This is a genomic window from Nocardia sp. NPDC051981, from assembly GCF_040680715.1.
Lineage (GTDB): Bacteria > Actinomycetota > Actinomycetes > Mycobacteriales > Mycobacteriaceae > Nocardia.
This window is the reverse complement of sequence record NZ_JBFAXK010000001.1, coordinates 416,524-435,119: the sequence shown is the minus strand read 5'-3', so window position 1 is coordinate 435,119 and position 18,596 is coordinate 416,524. Positions and strand designations below refer to the sequence as shown.

The following is an 18,596-nucleotide window of genomic DNA, read 5'->3' as shown; positions in this document are numbered from 1 at the left end:
GATTGTAGATGAAAAACGTTGTCAATAACTCTGAATTCGCAGCGAAAGTACCCGTTCCAGAGCATTTTTCGCATCCGCCGACAGTGTGCGCACCAGCTCGCCCGCCGGTAGCTCGGGCGCGAGCGAATGTGTCTGACCGGCCCAGAGGTTCACCGCGTCGGCATTGCCGGCCGCCCGCGCGGCCGCTCGCAAAGGCCCGGTGGCGTAATGGATCTCGGGGTAGGCGACCGGCGCGTCGGGGTGTTCCACCATGAACCGGTTGCGCAGCCCGCGTGCCCGCCGCCCGGTGAAGGCGCGGCTCAGCATGGTCGGTGTCGGCTCGGCGATGGCGTCCCGGACAACCGGCGCGGTCCCGGCCTCGGGGCAGCGCAGGAACGCGGTGCCGAGCTGGGCCGCCGCCGCGCCCGCGCACAGCACCCCCGCGACCGCCGCGCCGGTCGCGATGCCGCCCGCCGCCACGATCGGTGTGTCCACCGCGGCGCGCAGCAGTTGCAGCAGCGTCAGCAGCCCCAGCGGGTCGGTGAGGTCGTCGGCCGGATCGTCGACGAAGACGCCGCGGTGCCCGCCCGCCTCCGCGCCCTGTGCGATCAGCACGTCCGCACCCGCGGCGACCGCTTGCCCGGCCTCGGCCACGGTCGTGACCGTCACCCACACCTCGGACCCGGCCGCGTGCAGGCGCGCGATCTCCCCGGCGGTCGGGTAGCCGAAGGTGGTGGACACCACCGGCACCGGATCGGCGATCAGCAGGTCCAGCTTGGCGGCCCAGTCGTCGCTGTCGTAGCGGGCCTCGCCGAGGGGGAACTCGGCCGCCAGCGTCCTTATATATGTAGCGAACCGATCGGTCGGACTCGGTTCGGAGGGATAGAACAGATTGACTCCGAACGCCCCGGAGGTCAGCGCCCGGGTGGCCTTGATCCGGGCGGCCAATTCGCTCGCGGGCAGGTATCCGGCGGCCACGAAGCCCAGCCCTCCGGCCTCGGTCACGGCCGCGGCCAGTTCGGGGGTGGACGGTCCGCCCGCCATGGGGGCAAGAACGATCGGCGTATCCAACTCGTCGAGAACCATCTCGCAAGTGTGCGCCTTCGGTTACGGTTTGTGACCAAGGGTTCGAGCATTCGACCTGGCGTTATCGCACAAAAGGTTGCGAATTGGTCACGAGCGAGTACTGTTTCCGTCACAGCGATGCCGAATCGTTACCGGACCCACCGAACGCTAGGACTTGCAGTGCCGCACCATCGAACGACCGCGAACTCTGTCACAGTCATGGATCTGCTCGGTGATTCCGGTGCGGGCAGCACTGTCACCATGCCGCGCCGACGCCACCGGGCCGAACCCTCCACCGCCGAGCGCGTGAAGACCGCCGCGGGTGTGGCCGTCGCCGCCGGCGCCCTGATCGGCACCGGAACCCAGCTGGTCCCGGCCCTGGCGCACGCCGCGCCGCTGCTACCCACGCACGACGAGAAGCCCGCTACCATCGGCGAGGACGTCGCCCCGGTCGAGCAGGCGGACCTCGATCTGAAGCAGGCCAGGGACTCCGCCCCCGCGGCGCAGACCCCGCAGGCCCAGCCGATCGCGGCCGCCACGCCCGACCCGGCCCCGTTCGGCCTGCAGAACCTGCCGCCGGAGATCTCCGCGCCGCTGCAGCAGGCCGAGCAGACCCTCAAGAACCTGCAGCAGCAGCTGAACCCGGGCCCGAACGTGGTCAAGCCGGTCGACGGCCAGCTCACCTCCGGCTTCGGCATGCGCTGGGGCGCAATGCATTACGGCATCGACTTCGCCGACCCGATCGGCACGCCGATCCGCTCGGTCATGGGCGGCGAGGTCATATCCGCCGGCCCCGCCTCGGGCTTCGGCCTCTGGGTGCGCGTCAAGCAGGACGACGGCACCACCGCGGTCTACGGCCACGTCAACGACATGTACGTGACCGTCGGCCAGCGGGTGAACACCGGCGATGTCATCGCCTCCGTGGGAAATCGCGGAAACTCCACAGGTCCCCATCTGCACCTCGAGATCTGGGACGCCGCCGACAACAAGATGGATCCGCTGCCATGGCTAGCCAGCAAGGGCGTTCTCATGCAGCAGCAGTGGGGACCGGACCAGTAGACCGTTCACCGCTGCCCTCGACCGGACGCTTTCCGGATCGGCGCCCGCCGGTGGGTGCGGTGACGACACTGGACGATCTCTTCGACCCGGCCTCCGTGCCCGGCCGCTCCTACGCGGTGCTCGTGCAGCACCCGCGCTCGACCGTGCTCGAGGTGGCCGAGCGGCTGACCATCCCGCCGCGCGTGGCCGAGGCCGCGCTGGAGGCGCTGTGCCAGCTCGAGGCCGCGGTGCGCCTCACCGACGGCAAGGGCGTGGTGCGGTTCGACGCGCACGCGCCGGAAGCCTTGTCGGAGGCCGAGACTCGCCGGCGCAATCAGGAGCTGCTGCGCATGCAGTCGGCCGCCGCGCGCCTGGGCGAGACCTTCCGCTCGGTGCGCCGCACCACCGACGCCGATGGCGCGGTGGTGGCGGTCTATGAACGCCGCCAGCTGCTGGCCGATTTCGAGGATCTGCAGCACACCGCGCACGCCTGCGTGAAGGTGGTGGAGCGCGGCCCGTTCCTCTCCGATGTGGAGACCGAGGAGCGGATGTTCGAGCTGAAGTCCTCGCGCATCACCGCCGGCATCGCCTACCGCACCCTGTACCAGGAGACCATTTACCAGGACCCGGAGCGGCTGCGCCACGTCCTGGCCACCAATGCGATTGGGGCGCAAGCGCGTACGCTGCCCGATCCGCCGATGAAGCTGATCGTCGCCGACGATCGGCGCGCGGTGCTGGTGCTGCACACCGACGAGCGCCGCGGCGACCCCATGGGCGTGCGCGTCGGTCCGTCGCCCACGCTGGACCTGCTGGTCAAGACCTTCGACTCGCTGTGGCTGATGGCCACGCCGATCTCGGTGAACCCGGCCGAAGCCCTCGACGAGCGCGACAAGGCCATCCTGACGCTGATGAGCATGGGCGCCACCGACGACACCATCGCCCGCCGGCTCGGCCTCTCGCGCCGAACAGTGGTGCGCCGCACCGCGAGTCTGCTCGAGCGTCTGGGCGCCAGCACGCGGTTCCAGGCCGGCGTGCAGGCGACACGCCGCGGCTGGCTCTGAACCACTGTGGTGCAAGTCACTTCATGGCAACAATCGTTGCTGCTCAGCGATAGTCACTGTGCTCGGGCCGCTCGAGGCCGCGCGCGAGCATCGATATGATTGTTTGATCCGCTCACCCGTTGGCGATCCATAGGGAACAAGACGCCATTTTTCGTGGGTCGGGCCGAGTGTCTTCGGCCTGCGGAAAAAATGAACCCGAGAGGTGAATGCACGCGAATGGATACTGCCCGCCGTACAGCTCGCGGTAATCGTCGGCGTCGGTCCGGCAGCCCACTCTTCGGGCAGTTACTCACCGCCGCGGTCGAGTCCGCCGCCGACGACGTCGCCATCCGGTTCAATCCCACTGGAAACCCGGCCGACCAGCGCGAGATCAGCTACCGCGAACTCGATGCCGGGTCCTCGCAGCTCGCCCGGGAATTGATCGGCCGCGGTGTCGGCCCCGGCGACATGGTCGCGATCGGCATCACCCGCTCCATCGAATCGGTGCTGTCGGTCTGGGCCATCGCCAAGACGGGCGCCGCCTACGTGCCGGTCGATCCGGCCTATCCGCCCGATCGCATCGAACACCTGCTCACCGACTCCGGTGCGGTGCTGGGCCTGACGACGCGGGAGTACCGCGCCGCGCTGGGCACCGCCGCCGAGTGGATCGAACTGGACGATCCGGCGCACGCGCAGCGCATCGCCGCGCACCCGGATCACCCCATCTCCTATGCCGACCGGCCGGGCACGCTCACCGAGCAGCATCCGGCCTATGTCATCTACACCTCCGGGTCGACCGGAAAGCCCAAGGGCGTGGTGGTCACCCACACCGGCCTGGCCGGGCTGGTGGCCGCCGAGCGGGAGCACTACGCGGTCACCGCGGATTCGCGTGTGCTGCACGTCTGCTCGCCGAGCTTCGACGTCTCGGTGCTGGAACTGCTGCTGACCTTCACCGCCGGTGCGACCCTCGTCATCGCACCGGCCGGGGTCTTCGGCGGCGTGGAACTGGCCGAGTTGCTGGGCCGCGAGGCCGTCACCCATGTGCTGATCACCCCGGGCGCACTGGAATCGGTGGATCCGGCCGGGCTGACCGAGCTGACCACCGTGGTGGTGGCCGGTGACAAGTTCGGCCCGGAACTGGTGTCGCGCTGGGCGACCGCCGACCGCTCCTTCTACAACGGCTACGGCCCCACCGAGGCGACCATTCTCGCCACCTCGAGCGCCCCGCTGCTGCCCGGCGAGCCGATCACCATCGGCTCGGCCATCTCGGGTGTCGGTGCGTACGTACTGGATTCGCGCCTGCGGCCGGTGCCGGACGGCGTGGTCGGCGAGCTGTACCTGTCGGGTCCGGCGCTGGCGCAGGGCTACAAGGGGCGGCCGGGGCTGACCTCGGAACGCTTCGTGGCGAGTCCCTTCGGCGAGGCCGCGGGCACACCGGGCGCGCGCCTGTACCGCACCGGCGACCTGGTGCGCCGCACCCCCGCCGAATCGGACACCCCGGGCGTCATCGAGTACCTGGGCCGCTCCGACTTCCAGGTCAAGATCCGCGGCCTGCGCATCGAACTCGGCGAGATCGACAATGCGCTGAGCGCGCACCCCGACGTGGATTTCGCTGCGACACTGGGCAAGACGCTGCCCTCCGGCGCGACCGCACTGGTGTCGTACGTGCTGCCGCGCCCGGGCGTGACCCTGGACACCGCGGCGCTGGCGGCGCACGTCGGCGAATCGCTGCCCGCCTACATGGTGCCCGCGGCCCTGCTGGTGCTCGACGAGATTCCGCTGACCCCGGTCGGCAAGCTGGACCGGAATGCCCTGCCGGAACCGGTTTTCGCGGCCCGCGAGTTCCGCGCCCCCGCCACCCGCGCCGAGGAGATCGTCGCGGAAGTGTTCGCCGCCTTGCTGATTCCGGACAACCCGGACGCGCGGGTGGGTGCGGACGACGACTTCTTCGAACTCGGCGGCAACTCGCTGCTGGCCGCACAGGCCGCCGCGCGCATCGGCACCGCACTCGGGGTGCGGGTTCCGGTCCACGTGCTGTTCGAGGGCTCGACCGTGGCCGAGCTGGCCCGCCGGCTCGACGGCGAATCGGCCCCGGCCGCCGCCGGACCGGCGCTCGGCTCGCTGCCCCGCCCGAACCGGGTGCCGCTGTCGTTCGCACAGCAGCGCATGTGGTTCCTCAACCGCTTCGACCCGAACAGCGCGGTCGACAACATGCCGCTCGCGGTACGGCTGTCCGGCGCCCTCGACGTGGACGCCATGCGCGCCGCGGCCGCGGATCTGGTTGCGCGCCACGAGGTCCTGCGCACCATCTACCCGGAGGTCGACGGCGAGGGCTACCAGCTGGTGCTGCCCGCCGGCGATCCGCGGGCGCTGCCCGAACTGCCGGTCGTCGACATCGACGCCGCCGAGATCCCGGCCCGGGTGGCCGAGGTGGTCGGCGCCGGCTTCGACGTCACCGCCGCGCCGCCGCTGCGGCTGCGCCTGCTGCGGCTCGCGCCCGACGAGCACGTGCTGGTGGCCGCGATCTATCACATTGCCGCCGACGGTGTTTCGATCGGTGTGCTGGCTCGCGATCTGGTCTCCGCCTACGCCGAGCGTATGCGCGGCGCCGCGCCGCAGTGGGCCCCGCTGCCGGTGCAGTACGCCGATTATGCGGTGTGGCAACGGGAATCGCTGGGCAGCGAGGACGATCCGGACTCGGCGCTGTCCCGCCAGATCGCCTACTGGCGCGAGGCCCTCGCGGACCTGCCTGACGAACTGGTGCTGCCCTGGGATCGGCCGCGGCCCGCCGTCGCCTCCTACCGCGGCGGCACCCACGCCTTCCGCATCGACGACGAGATCTACGCGGCCGCGCGGCATTTCGCCGAGACGCACAACACGACCCTGTTCATGGTGGTGCACTCGGCGCTGGCCGTGCTGCTGGCCCGGCTCTCCGGCACCCGCGACATCGCCATCGGCACGCCGGTGGCCGGACGGGGTGAGGCCGAACTCGACGATCTCATCGGCATGTTCGTCAACACCCTGGTGCTGCGCACCGACATCGACCCGGCCGTCTCCTTCGCGGACCTGGTGGCACGGGTGCGCGAGACCGACGTGCGCGCCTTCGGCCACGCCGACGTGCCGTTCGAGCGCCTGGTGGAACTGCTGGACCCGGCCCGCTCGCAGGCCCGCAACCCGCTGTTCCAGGTCATGCTGACCTTCCAGAACATGGCGCCCACCCGCCTGGAACTGCCCGGGCTCACGGTGGCCGGCGCGGACCTGGAGATCCCGTTCGCCAAGTTCGACCTGCAGCTCACCATGCAGGAGTCGCACGACGAGCACGGCGATGCGACCGGTCTGGCCGCCGAATTCTCCTACGCCCTGGACCTGTTCGACGCCGCCACGGTGGCCGAGCTGGCCGCCCGCTTCCAGCGGGTGCTCGCCGCGGTGACCGCCGCCCCGGCCGCCCCGGTCGGCGATCTCGCGCTGTTCTCCGCGGGGGAGCGGCAGCGGGTGCTGGGCGACTGGAATGCCACCGCCTTCGACGTGGCGGCGACATTGCCGGAAGGCGCTGGGGCGACCCTGGTTTCGCGATTCGAGGCGCAGGTGGCGGCCACCCCGGACGCCGTCGCGCTGAGCTTCGCGGACGAGACCCTCACCTATCGCGAGCTGTCCGAACGGGCCAATCGCCTGGCGCGGCTGCTCATCGCCGAGGGCGTGGGGCCGGAATCGCTGGTGGCGCTGGCCCTGCGGCGCTCGACGGAACTGGTCGTGGCCATGTACGCGGTGCTGCACGCCGGCGCCGCGTACGTGCCGCTGGACCCGGACCAGCCGCTCGACCGCATCGGCCACATTCTCGACACCGCGCGCCCGCGTCTGCTGCTCACCGCCGAGCGGGACGAATTCGACGCCGGTGCACGTGATGTCGTGACGGTCGCGGTGGAGCGGGCGGAGGCAGCGGCGCGGTCGCACAGCGGTGCGCCGATCACCGATGCCGAGCGCGTCCAGCCGCTGCGGCCGGAACACACCGCCTACGTCATCTTCACCTCCGGCTCGACCGGCCGTCCCAAGGGCGTCGCCATCGAGCACCGGGCCATCGTCAACCGCCTGGTGTGGATGCAGCACGAGTACGCGCTGACCGCGGAAGACGCGGTGCTGCAGAAGACTCCGGCCACCTTCGACGTGTCGGTGTGGGAGTTCTTCTGGCCCTTGCAGACCGGTGCGCGCCTGGTGGTCGCCAAGCCGGACGGGCATCGCGATCCGGTGTACCTGGCGCAGATCATCGCGGAACAGGGTGTCACCACCGCCCATTTCGTGCCGTCCATGCTCTCCGCCTTCGTCGCAGCACTGGGCGAGAGCAACCCATTGGTTCGCGGCGCGTCTCGATTCTGGACTGACGTAGCGGGGGAGCGAAGCGGAGGAGCGGAGGAGGGAAGCATCGAGACCTCCGGCGTCGCGAACCCGCCGGAGCGCAGCGGAGGCAAATTGAACACAGTGTTCGCCTCCGGTGAGGCGCTGCCCGCACCCACCGCGCGGCAGCTGCGGGAGCTGACCGGTGCGCGGCTGCACAACCTCTACGGTCCGACCGAGGCCGCGGTCGACGTCACCTATCACGAGGTTACCGAGGCGGACAGGGTGTCGGTGCCGATCGGCCGGCCCGTCTTCAACACCCGTGTCTACGTGCTGGATTCGCGCCTGAATCCGGTGCCCGTCGGCGTCGCGGGCGAGCTGTATCTCGCCGGTGCGCAGCTGGCGCGCGGCTATGTCGAACGACCCGACCTGACCGCCGATCGCTTCGTGGCCGATCCGTTCGGGACGGGTGAACGGCTGTACCGCACCGGCGATCTCGTGAAGTGGGATGCTGCGGGTGAGCTGGAGTACCTGGGCCGCACCGACTTCCAGGTGAAGCTGCGCGGTCTGCGCATCGAGCTGGGCGAGATCGAGGCGGCGCTGCTGGCGCAGCCGGGCGTCGCGCAGTCGGTCGTGGTGGTGCGCGCGGACGCGCACACCGGTGACCAGCTGGTGGGCTACGTGGTGAGCACCGAGGCCACCGCCGAGGAGCTGAAAGCCGGTCTGGCCCGAGCGCTTCCGGCCTACATGGTGCCCAATGCCATCGTGGTGCTCGACGCGTTCCCGCTCAATGCCTCCGGCAAGCTGGACCGCAAGGCGCTCCCGGCCCCGGTGTTCGAGGCCAAGACCTTCCGTGCGCCCTCGACCCCGATCGAGGAGAGCGTGGCCGATGTCTTCGCCGAACTGCTCGGCGCGGACCGGGTGGGCGCGGACGACGACTTCTTCGAGCTGGGCGGGAACTCGCTCATCGCCACCCGCGCGGTGGCCCGCATCAACGCCGCCCTCGACGCCAATGTGGCCGTGCGCGAACTCTTCGAGACCGCAACGGTTTCCGGTCTGGCGGCGCGTATCGTGCCGGGCACCGCGACGGGCGTGCGTCCGCCGCTGGTGGCGGGGGAGCGTCCGGCGCGTGTCCCGCTCTCCCTTGCGCAGCAGCGCATGTGGGTGCTCAATCAGCTGGATCCGGAGTCCCCGGCCTACAACATTCCGATGGTCATCCGCCTCACCGGCGCACTGGATGTGCCCGCCCTGCGGCACGCCGTCGAGGATGTGCTGACCCGCCACGAGGTGCTGCGTACGCGCTACCCCGAATCGGCTCCGGGCGCAGCGGCCTACCAGGAGATCCTCTCGGTCGCCGATGTGCTGCCGAACGGCCTCGAAGTGGAGCGGTCCGGCGATATCGGCAGCCGGGTCGCCGAGCTGGTCGGCACCGGATTCGATGTGGCCCAGCGGGTTCCGGTGCGGGCGCGCCTGATCACCGGCGACGACCCGGACGACTACCTGCTGGTCCTGGTGGCCCACCACATCGCCGCCGACGGCGCCTCCATGGCCCCGCTGGCCCGCGACCTGATGACCGCCTACCTCGCGCACGCCGCCGGCGAGGCCCCGGCGTGGGCGCCGCTGCCGGTGCAGTACGCCGACTACGCGGTGTGGCAGCGGGCGGCCATCGGCGTCGAGGACGACGCGGACTCGTCCGCCGCCGCGCAGGTCGCGTTCTGGCGTGAGCAGCTGGCCGGACTGGCGGACCGCCCGATCCTGCCGCTGGATCGGCCGCGTCCGGCGGCGGCCGCCATGCGCGGCGCGCTGCTCGACTTCACCCTGCCCGCCGAGGTGCACGCGGGGCTGAATCGCCTGGCGCGCAACCACAATGCGTCGCTGTTCATGGTGGTGCACGCGGCGGTGGCGGCCTGGCTGTCGCGGCTGTCGGGCAGCGCCGACATCGTCCTGGGCACGGCGGTCGCCGGGCGCGGCGAGCGCGCGCTCGACGATCTGGTCGGCATGTTCGTCAATACCCTCACCCTGCGCACCCGGGTCGACGCGGCCGCGCCGTTCGACGAGCTGGTGGAGCGGGCCCGCGAGACCGACCTGTCGGCCTTCGCCCACGCGGACGTGCCGTTCGAACGGGTCGCCGAACTCGTCGCGCCCGGGCGGACCGCGGCGAATCCGCTACTGCAGGTGGTGCTTTCGCTGCAGAACACCGAGACCCCGGTGCTGGAGCTACCGGGGCTGACGGTGGCGGCGGTCGATACCCAGCTGGCGACGGCCAAGTTCGATCTGCAGATCAGCGTGGAACCGCGCCCGGGCGCGGCGGGCGCTGCGGGTGAACTGGCCGTGATCCTCAACTACGACACCGAGTTGTTCGAGGCATCCTCCATGGAGTCCTTCGGCCGGGCCCTCGAGCGGGTGCTCACCTCGGTCGCTGCGGATCCACAGCTGCCGGTCGGCGATATCGTGCTGCTGGACGTCGCGGAATCCGCTGCGGTGCAGGCACTGTCGCAGTCCGCGCCGGAACCCGCCGGGCTCGGCGTGCGTGGTGCCGCCCTGGCCCAGGTGCTCACCACCGCCGCCGAGGACGACCCGGACGGCCCGGCGCTGGTATGGGGCGACGAAGCGCTCACGTATCAGGAACTCGACGCCCGCTCCTCCCGGCTGGCCCGGGTGCTCATCGCCCGCGGCAGCGGCCCGGGCACCGGCGTGGTGCTGCGCCTGGACCGCGGCGTCGACCAGGTGGTCGCGGTGTGGGCGGTGCTGAAGGCGGGCACCATGGTGGTGCCCTTCGCCGCCGCGGAAGTCCCGGGCCGGGATGTGAAGGTCGGCATCACCGTCGGCACCGCGCCCGACAGCGTGCGCGGCATCGAATGGGTGTCGCTCGACGACCCCGAGACGGCGGCCGAGATCGCCGCCGAATCGGCGCGACCGGTCACCTACGCCAACCGGATTCGCGCACTGAGCGGCGCCGACATCGCCCACGCGGCGGCGGATCGGACCCTCACCTACGACGGCCTGGCCGCCGCGGTGGACCGGGCCCGCGCCCTCGACCTGACCTTCGAGTCGCGCACCTTCCACCATGGTGCGGCCGATTCGGCGCTGACCCTGATCGAAGTGGTCGCGGCGGGCGCGGTCGGAGCCTCTGTGGTCCTGGTGGATTCGGCCGGACCGGATCTCTCCGAGGCGCTGGCCGACGAGTGGGTCACCCACGTCTTCGCCGACCACGATCGCCTCGGCGAGCTGAATCCCGCTCCGCTCGAGGATCTTCGGGCCGTGGTGCTCGACGCGCCGACGACCGCCGCCGAGCGCTGGACGGACGCCGCCGTGCTCGTCCTGCCCGAGTAGCCGAACGCTAGCGGGCCGTGCTCGCGCCGCCGGATCCACCTCCCGGCGGCGCGAGTAGTAGCGAACGGCAATCGCTATGGCGCAGGTCACATGGTGCAACGCCGGGGCCGGGTCGCCGATAGTCCCTCCAGTTCGAGCCGCCGTAGCTGCTGTGCGCGGCTATGCTGTGCCGGTTCGCCGGGGCGAGTCGGTTTCTCGGCCCGGGCTGTCGAAGAAATTCGACGTGTGTGGATTGCTGGACGTGTGAGGTGGACAACACGGATGGATACAACCCGTAGATCAGTCCGTGGGAGCAGACGCCGCCGGTCCGGCAGCCCCTTCTTCGGTCAACTGCTCACCGCGGCAGTCGAATCCGCCGGCGATGCCGTCGCCATCAGCTTCAATCCCACCGGAAACCCTTCCGACCAGCGCGAACTCACCTACCGGGAGCTCGACGAGCAGTCCTCACGGGTGGCGCGCGAACTTATCGCCCTGGGCATCGGCCCAGGTGACGTGGTGGCCATGGGCATCGCGCGCTCGGTGGAATCCGTGCTGGCCATGTGGGCCATCGTGAAGACCGGCGCCACCTATCTGCCGGTGGACCCGACCTATCCGGGCGACCGGATCGAGCACATGCTCACCGACTCCGGTGCGAAATTCGGTGTCACCCTGGCGACCCACCGGGCCGGGCTGGGGACCGCCGCCTACTGGATCGAACTCGACGATCCCACCCGGGCCGAGCGCATCGCGGCCCGGCCCGCGCACCCGATCTCCTACGCCGACCGCACCCGGCCGCTGACCGAGCAGCACCTGGCCTACGTCATCTACACCTCGGGCTCGACCGGCAAGCCCAAGGGCGTGGCCATCACCCACTCCGGGCTGGCCGGACTGGCCGCCCGCCGGGAATGCCGTGCGGTGACCGAGGATTCCCGCATCACCCAGCTCACCACCCCGAGCTTCGACTTCTCCATCGTCGAGATGCTGTACGCCTTCACCGCGGGCGCCACCCTGGTCGTGGTGCCGCCGGACGTGTTCGGCGGCCACGAGCTGTCCGAGCTGCTCCGCCGCGAACGGATCACCCACATCTGCATCACGCCGGCGGTGCTGGAATCGCTGGATCCGAATGTCCCGCAGGACCTGCGCGCCATCATGTGCGGCGGCGAGCGGGTGCCGCCCGCCCTGGTGGACCGCTGGATCACCCCCGACCGCGACTTCCACATCGAATACGGCCCGACCGAGGTCACCGCGCTGTCCACCGGTACCGCGGCGCTGCCGCCCGGCGGCGGCACGCACATCGGCACCCTGCTGCCCGGCATCGGCGCGTACGTGCTGGACGCGGGCCTGCGGCCGGTGCCGCCCGGCGTGGTCGGCGAACTCTATCTGGCCGGACCGGCACTCGCCGCGGGCTATCTGAACCGGCCCGGGCTGACCGCGGAACGATTCGTCGCCGGACCCTACGGCGAACCCGGGCAGCGGCTGTACCGGACCGGCGACCTGGTCAAGCGCCTGGAGAACGGGAATTTCGAACACCACGGCCGCACCGACTTCCAGGTCAAGATCCGCGGTCTGCGCATCGAACTCGGCGAAATCGACAGCGCCCTCACCGCGCACCCCGGCGTGGACTTCGCGGTCACCCTGGGCGCCACCCTGCCCACCGGCGCCGCCGCCCTGGTCACCTATGTGCTGCCCAGCCCCGGAACCGCGCTGGACACCGCGGAATTGGCGGCCTTCGCCGGAGAATCCCTGCCCGCGTACATGGTTCCCGCCGCCATCATGGTGCTCGACGAGATCCCGCTGACCCCGGTCGGCAAGGTGGACCGCGAGCGGCTGCCGGAACCGGTCTTCACCACCCGGGCCTTCCGCGCCCCCGCCACCGCCGCCGAAGCCGCTGTCGCGGAGGTCTTCTCCGGCCTGCTCACCCCGCCCGGCGCCGAGCCGCTGCGCGTCGGCTCCGACGACGACTTCTTCGAGCTGGGCGGCAACTCGCTGCTGGCCACCCAGGCCGTGGCCCGCATCGGTACCGCGCTGGGCCTGCGGGTTCCGGTGCGCGTGCTGTTCGAGGCGTCCACCGTCGCCGACCTGGCCGCGCTGCTGGCCGGGGAGGCGACCGGGAACACCGCCCCCGCACTGGTATCCGGGCCGCGGCCCGACCGCGTGCCGCTGTCGTACGCGCAGCAGCGCATGTGGTTCCTCAATCGGTTCGCACCCGACAGCGCGGTAGACAATGTGCCGCTCGCGGTGCGGCTCTCTGGCGAACTCGACCTCGAGGCCATGCGCGCCGCCGTCCGCGACCTGGTCGAGCGGCACGAGGTGCTGCGCACCGTCTATCCGGAGGTGGACGGCGAGGGCCATCAGCAGGTGCTGCCGCTCACCGATCCCCGTGCGATACCCGACCTGCCGGTCGAGGACATCGATGCCGCGGAGCTGACCACCCGGGTGCTGGCGCTCGGCGGGACGGGCTTCGACGTCACCGCCACCCCGCCCATCCGGTTGCGGGTGCTGCGCCTCGGACCCGGCGAGCAGGTGCTGGTCGGCGTGGTGCACCACATCGCCGCCGATGGCTTCTCCATGGGCCCGCTCACCCGGGACCTGGTGACCGCGTACGTATCCCGCAGTTCCGGGGCCGCGCCGCACTGGGCTCCGCTGCCGGTGCAGTACGCCGACTACACCCTGTGGCAGCGTACGGCACTCGGCGCCGAGGACGACGAGAACTCCACGCTGGCACGGCAGATCGCCTTCTGGCACGAGACACTGGCCGAACTACCCGACGAACTGGTGCTGCCGTCGGATCGCCCGCGACCGCCGGTCGCCTCGTATCGTGGCGGCACCTACCGCTTCGAACTCGCCGACGACGTCTACGCCGCCGTGCGCCGGCTGGCCCGCGGCCACAACGGCACCACCTTCATGGTCGTGCACACGGCACTGACGGTCCTGCTGGCTCGGCTGTCCGGCACCCGGGACATCGCCGTGGGCACGCCGGTGGCCGGGCGCGGCGAGGCCGAACTGGACGACCTCATCGGCATGTTCGTCAATACCCTCGTGCTGCGCACCGACGTCGATCCCGCCGCCGGGTTCGCCGACCTGCTGGACTTGGTGCGCGACACCGACGTACGCGCCTTCGGCCACGCCGACGTGCCCTTCGAACGACTGGTGGACCTGCTCGACCCGGCCCGCTCGCAGGCGCGCAATCCGCTGTTCCAGGTGATGCTCTCGTTCCAGAACCTGGCGCCCGCCGAATTCCGGCTGCCCGGGCTCACCGTCTCGGGCACCGACCTCGAGGTGCCCTTCGCCAAGTTCGACCTGCAGCTGACCGTGCAGGAGACGGTGGACGAGCGCGGCGACGGCATCGGGATGGCGGCCGAATTCTCCTACGCGCTGGACCTTTTCGACGAGCCGACCATCGCGTCGTTCGCCCGCCGCTTCGCCCGCGTGCTGGAACTGGTCGCGGCCGACCCGGGCGCGCCCGTCGGGGATCTCGACCTGCTCGCGCCCGAGGAACGCCACCGCGTCCTGACCGACTGGAATGCCACCGGCTTCGACGTCACCGCCGCGGCCGGCCTGCCGAACGATGTCGTGCCGACCCTGATCTCGATGTTCGAGGCGCAGGTCGCCGACACCCCGGACACCGTGGCACTGGTCTGCGCGGACGAGCGCCTCACCTATCGGGAACTGGCCGACCGCGCCCGCCGGCTGGCCCGCGAACTCATCGACGGCTACGGAGTCGGGCCGGAAACCTCGGTGGCCCTGGCCATCCGGCGCTCCACCGAGCTGGTGGTGGCCATGTACGCGGTCCTCATGACCGGCGCCGCCTACCTGCCGCTGGACCCCGACCAGCCGCTCGACCGTAACGAGCACATTCTCGGCACCGCCGAGCCGCGCCTGGTGCTGACCACCCGGCGGGACGGCTTCGACAGCGGGAGCGGCACTCCCGCCCGCTTCGTCGAGGAGGCCGAGGAGCGGGCGCGGACCCGGTGGCCGAGCACACCGATCTCGGACGCCGAACGGACCCGTCCGGTGCGGCCGGGGCACCCGGCCTACGTCCTGTTCACCTCGGGCTCGACCGGCCGGCCCAAGGGCGTGGCCGTCAGTCACGCCGCCATTGTCAATCGGCTGGTCTGGATGCAGGCGCAGTACCGGCTGACCTACGCGGATGTGGTGCTGCAGAAGACTCCGGCCACCTTCGATGTCTCGGTGTGGGAGTTCTTCTGGCCCTTGCAGACCGGCGCGCGCCTGGTGCTCGCCAAGCCCGACGGCCACCGCGACCCGGTGTACCTGGCGCAGATCATCGCGGAACAGGGTGTCACCACGGTGCATTTCGTGCCGTCCATGCTCTCGGTCTTCCTGTCCGCGCTGGGTGAGAGCAACCCATTGGTTCGCGGCGCGTCTCGTTCTGGACTGAGAGGAGCGGAGGAGCGAAGCGGGGGAGCGGAGGGAGGGAAGAACGAGACTTTCAGCGCCGCGAACCCGCCGGAGCGCAGCGGAGGCAAATTAAAAACAGTGTTCGCCTCCGGCGAGGCGCTACCCGCGCCGACGGCGCAGCGACTACGGGAGCTGACCACCGCCCGCCTGCACAACCTCTACGGTCCGACCGAGGCCGCGGTCGACGTCACCTATCACGAGGTGACCGATGCCGACACCGTGTCGGTGCCGATCGGCCGGCCGGTCTTCAATACCGCACTGTACGTGCTGGATTCGCGGCTGCGACCGGTCGCCCCCGGCGTCCCGGGCGAGCTGTATCTGGCCGGTGACCAGCTGGCCATCGGCTATGTGGCCCGCCCGGACCTGACCGCTGACCGGTTCGTCGCCGACCCCTTCGGTCACGGGGCGCGCATGTACCGCACCGGCGACCTCGTGAAGTGGCGTGCCGACGGCGAACTGGAATACCTGGGCCGCACCGACTTCCAGGTGAAACTGCGCGGCCTGCGCATCGAACTGGGCGAGATCGAGGCGGCCCTGCTGGCCCAGCCCGGGGTGGCCCAGTCGGTCGTGGTGGTGCGCGCCGACGCGCAGGGCGGTGAGCAGCTGGTCGGCTACGTGGCCCGCGACCCCGCCGCGGAGGTCGATCCCACGCTGGTGAAAGCCGCTCTGACGCAGCTGCTTCCGGCCTATATGGTGCCCTCCTCGATCGCGGTCATGGACGCCTTCCCGCTCAACGCCTCCGGCAAGCTGGACCGCCGGGCCCTGCCCGCCCCGGTGTTCGAGCCCCGGCGTTTCCGCGCGCCGTCCACCCCGATCGAAGAGATCGTGGCGGGCGTCTTCGTGGATCTGCTCGGCGCGGACCGGGTCGGCGCGGACGACGACTTCTTCGAGCTGGGCGGCAACTCGCTGATCGCCACCCGGGCGGTCTCGCGGATCAACGAAGCGCTGGAAGCCACCGTCTCGGTGCGCGACCTCTTCGAGACCGCAACGGTTTCCGGTCTGGCGGCGCGTATCGTGCCGGGCACCGCGACCGGTGCGCGTCCGCCGCTGGTGGCGGGGGAGCGGCCGGCGCGGGTGCCGTTGTCGCTGGCGCAGCAGCGCATGTGGGTGCTCAATCAGCTGGACCCGGAGTCCCCGGCCTACAACATCCCGATGGTCATCCGCCTCACCGGCACCCTCGACGTGCCCGCCCTGGCACGCGCCGCGGAGGACGTCCTGACCCGCCACGAGGTACTGCGCACCCGCTACCCGGAATCGGGCCCCGGCGGCGCTCCCTATCAGGAGGTGCTCTCGGTCGCGGAGGCGCTGGCGGGTGGTCTCGAGACGGAGCGCGCCCGCGACATCGGCGCGCGGGTACAGGAGCTCATCTACGCCGGATTCGATGTCGCGCACCAGGTTCCGGTGCGCATGCGACTGCTCACCGGGGACGCGCCCGACGACTACCTGCTGATCCTGGTCGCCCATCACATCGCCGCCGACGGCGCCTCCTTCGCGCCGCTGGCCCGCGATCTCATGACCGCCTACACCGCGCGCGCCGCGGGCGAGACGCCCGGCTGGGCGCCGCTGCCCGTGCAGTACGCCGACTTCGCACTGTGGCAGCACGCGGTGATCGGCTCGGACACCGACGAGAACTCCGTCGCCGCGGCGCAGGTGGACTACTGGCGCGGACAGCTCGCCGGTCTGCCCGCGCGGCCGCTGCTGCCGCTGGACCGGCCCCGCCCGCCGGCGCCGTCCATGGCGGGCGCGCTGGTCGACTACCTGGTGCCCGCCGAGATCCACGCCGAGCTGAATCGCATTGCGCGCCGCCACAATGCGTCACTGTTCATGGTGATGCACGCGGCCGTCGCGGTCCTGCTGGCGCGGCAGTCGGGCAGCCCGGACATCGTCGTCGGCACCCCGATCGCGGGGCGCGGCGAGCAGGTGCTCGACGGCCTGGTCGGCATGTTCGTCAATACCCTCACCCTGCGCAGCACGGTCGATCCCGCCGCCTCCTTCGACGATCTGGTGGCCGCCGCCCGCGAAACCGATCTGTCCGCCTTCGCGCACGCGGACGTGCCGTTCGAGCGTGTGGTGGAGGCGGTCGCACCCGGCCGTGGCCAGGCCGATCCGCTGCTGCAGGTGGTGCTCGCGCTGCAGCACAACGAGGTGGTCGAGCTCGAGCTGCCCGAAGCGCGGGGAGGCGGAGCGCTGTCGGTCTCCGGGGTGGACGCGGCGCTGGAGGCCGCCAAGTTCGACTTGCAGATCGGCGTCGAGGCCGGGCCGCTCGCCGCGGACGGTACCCCCGGCGACCTCACCGTCGTCTTCGCCTATGCCACCGAGCTTTTCGACGAGTCCACCATCGAGGCCCTGGGCGCGCGCCTGGTGCGCATCCTGGCCGCGGTGGCCGCCGATCCACACATGCCGGTGGGCGACATCGACCTGCTGAGCCCGGCCGAGCGCGCCCGCGCCCAGGCGCTGCCCGCGCCCGCCCCGGCGGTGACCACCACCGCGCGCGGCACCGCGCTGCCGCAGTCGCTGTCCGCCGCGGTCGAGGACGACCCCGACGGTCCGGCCCTGGTCCGGGGCGAGGAGACGGTGTCCTACCGGGACCTCGACGCCCGCTCCTCGCGACTGGCCCGCTTCCTGATCGGGCGCGGCTGCGGCCCCGGCACCGGCGTCGCCGTGCGGCTGGACCGGGGAGCCGACCTGGCCGTGGCCACCTGGGCGGTACTCAAGACCGGTGCGGCGGTGGTGCCGCTGGCCGGTCTGGACCGGCTGCCGCCCAGTGGACTGGATGTGAAGGTGGGCCTGACCGCCGGGAAACCGATTGCCGTGCCCGGCATCGACTGGCTCGCCCTGGACGATCCCGGGGTGGCCGCCGAGGTCGCCACCGAATCGGCGCGGCCGGTCACCTACGCGCACCGCATTCGCGCACTGCGCGGCGATGACACCGCCTTCGCGGCGCCGGGCCGGGCGCCGCTGAACTATGACGAGGTCGCGGCCATGGTGGATCGGGTGCGGGCCGAGTCCGAGCTCACCTTCGAATCACGCACCTACTGGTCCGGTTTGGCGGATCACCCCCTCGCGCTCATCGAACCGGTCGCCGCCGGCGGCGTCGGGGCGTCAATGGTCCTGGCGGAGGCCGGAGCCGATCTCACCGAGACCCTCGCCGACGAATGGGTCACCCACCTGTTCGCCGACCGGGCCCGGCTCGACGGACCGGACCCCGCGGAACTGGACGATCTCACCGCTCTCGTGGTGGACGGGCTGCCCGTCCCCGCCCGGTGGTCGGGTCTGACCGTCGTCGCCGTCCCGGGGTCCGCCACCGCCCGATGAGCACCTGGTGAGCGGCCCGGAGTGGCCCTCCCGCCCGCAGGACTGAATACTCCTTTGGGGAAGCGCGCGTGACCGGTCCCTCCGCGGGGGCCGACAGCC

The 18,596-nt window shown here is 71.2% G+C and carries 5 protein-coding genes; 4 read left to right on the top strand and 1 reads right to left on the bottom strand.

Annotated elements, in window-relative coordinates; genetic code table 11:
- Positions 1-21: 21 nt before the first annotated feature.
- Positions 22-1,065 (bottom strand): nitronate monooxygenase, encoded by a 1,044-nt coding sequence (locus AB0L60_RS01795; protein WP_364605714.1) that lies wholly within the window; start codon positions 1,063-1,065, stop codon positions 22-24.
- Between the two features lie 198 nt (positions 1,066-1,263).
- Between AB0L60_RS01795 and AB0L60_RS01790 the strand changes: the two genes are divergently transcribed.
- The 4 genes from AB0L60_RS01790 to AB0L60_RS01775 all read left to right on the top strand — a co-directional run bounded on the left by AB0L60_RS01790 (position 1,264) and on the right by AB0L60_RS01775 (position 18,497).
- Positions 1,264-2,103 (top strand): M23 family metallopeptidase, encoded by an 840-nt coding sequence (locus AB0L60_RS01790; protein ID WP_364605712.1) that lies wholly within the window; start codon positions 1,264-1,266, stop codon positions 2,101-2,103.
- Positions 2,104-2,162: 59 nt separating this feature from the next.
- Complete coding sequence (locus AB0L60_RS01785) at positions 2,163-3,143, top strand: helix-turn-helix transcriptional regulator (RefSeq protein ID WP_364605710.1); 981 nt, start codon at positions 2,163-2,165, stop codon at positions 3,141-3,143.
- Between the two features lie 216 nt (positions 3,144-3,359).
- A complete protein-coding gene (locus AB0L60_RS01780) occupies positions 3,360-10,784 on the top strand; it encodes an amino acid adenylation domain-containing protein (protein ID WP_364605709.1) in 7,425 nt (2,474 codons plus the stop codon).
- 261 nt (positions 10,785-11,045) lie between these two features.
- Positions 11,046-18,497: an amino acid adenylation domain-containing protein gene (locus AB0L60_RS01775; RefSeq protein ID WP_364605708.1), complete on the top strand. Its 7,452-nt coding sequence runs from the start codon at positions 11,046-11,048 to the stop codon at positions 18,495-18,497.
- The last annotated feature ends 99 nt before the right edge of the window (positions 18,498-18,596 follow it).